The sequence below is a fragment of the Segeticoccus rhizosphaerae genome, from assembly GCF_005222685.1.
GTDB classification, from domain to species: domain Bacteria; phylum Actinomycetota; class Actinomycetes; order Actinomycetales; family Dermatophilaceae; genus Segeticoccus; species Segeticoccus rhizosphaerae.
This window is the reverse complement of record NZ_SWMA01000094.1, coordinates 1-1,426: the sequence shown is the minus strand read 5'-3', so window position 1 is coordinate 1,426 and position 1,426 is coordinate 1. Positions and strand designations below refer to the sequence as shown.

Sequence of the window (1,426 nt, the reverse complement as noted above, 5' to 3'; positions counted from 1 at the left end):
CTAGTACTACAGCCGCACTTATGGTGAGGCGCCGCGGCGGGCGTAGTGGCAGCGTTGGGCGCGGGCTTGATGTCGGCGTCGCCAGTGGGACCAGTCGAGGACTTCGCTGACGGCGGGCGCTGTGCGCCAGATGAGGTGGGCCAGCAGTGCTCGGACTTCGGGGACTGTTAACGGGATCAGCTCTTGGGCGGGTTTGCTGTGGGCCCCCTTTTTGCGCCGGCGTCGGCGGTGGTGATGGTCAGGAAGGCGTGGGCCAGCATGGACAAGGTGATGTGTCGGTACCAACTGTCGTAGCGACGGACCTGGTACTGGTCCAGGCCGGCTTGTCCCTTGGCGGTCTGGAAGGTTTCCTCGATCGCCCAGCGGGCTCCGGCCACTCGGACCAACTCGCCCAGTCGGGTGCGCGGCGGCCCGTAGCACAGGTAGTAGGCGAGGTCTTGCGGGTCGGTGGTGCTGCGGCGGACCAGCAGCCAGTAGCGGCGCTCGGCCTCCAGTGGCCGGATCGGCGCCTTGGCCCAGTGGTACAGCCGCGGCCCCTTGGCGCCCGCGCCGGCCGAGATCGTCTTCCACGCCTGGGCGGGCAGGTGCGCGGCGAGCTCGTCCGCGCGCAGCTCGGTGAGCTTCCCGTCGAGGGTGGCGATCACGTGCTGGTTGACCGGAACCGCCAGTACATAGGGCAGCTCGCGCTCCTCGAGCATCATCCGCAGCCGCGCGTGCTGGCCGTAGACCTCATCGCCTGCGACCCACCCGGCGGGCACGTGCGCGTCCAGGGCGCGGCCGATCATGGCCATCGCCTGCTCCGGCTTGGTCGCGAACTCCACGTCCTCGTGCACGCCTGCTTGCTCACGGCGCGGTGTGTCCTCGGCCCACGCCTTGGGCAGGTACAGCTCGCGGTCGATCAGAGTGCGCCCGGCCGGTGTCGCATACGCCAGGAACACCCCGATCTGGCAGTTCTCGATCCGCCCGGCCGTGCCCGAGTACTGCCGGGCGACCCCGGCCGACTTGGTGCCCTTCTTGAGAAACCCGGTCTCGTCCACCACCAGCACCGCCGAGTCGCTCCCGAGGTGCTCGACCACGTAGTCGCGCACGTCATCGCGCACCGCGTCCGCGTCCCAGTCGGCGGTGGCCAGCAGACGTTGCATCCCATCCGGGATCGCCTCGCCGGCCCGCTCGGCCAGCGTCCAAGAGTTCTTCCTCTCCAACGGCGCGAGCAGCCCGCGCACGTACGCCAAGACCCGCTCGCGCGGCTCGGAACGCGCGAATCGCGGTGCGATTCGGGCGTGCACTTCCTCCAGCCCGGCCGCCCACGCCCGCACCTCTGCCACATCCACCTCATCTATCACACGAGCAACATGCCGGTGAATTCCCAGTCTCACACAGTCGACACGCGGGACCAGCAAAAACTAAGTGCGGCTGTAGTACTAGG

The 1,426-nt window shown here is 68.7% G+C and carries 1 protein-coding gene; it reads right to left on the bottom strand.

All coding sequences use genetic code 11. The features are described 5' to 3' along the window. Positions 1-176: 176 nt before the first annotated feature. Positions 177-1,331: an IS701 family transposase gene (locus FCN22_RS21435; protein ID WP_137123593.1), complete on the bottom strand. Its 1,155-nt coding sequence runs from the start codon at positions 1,329-1,331 to the stop codon at positions 177-179. Positions 1,332-1,426 lie beyond the last annotated feature (95 nt).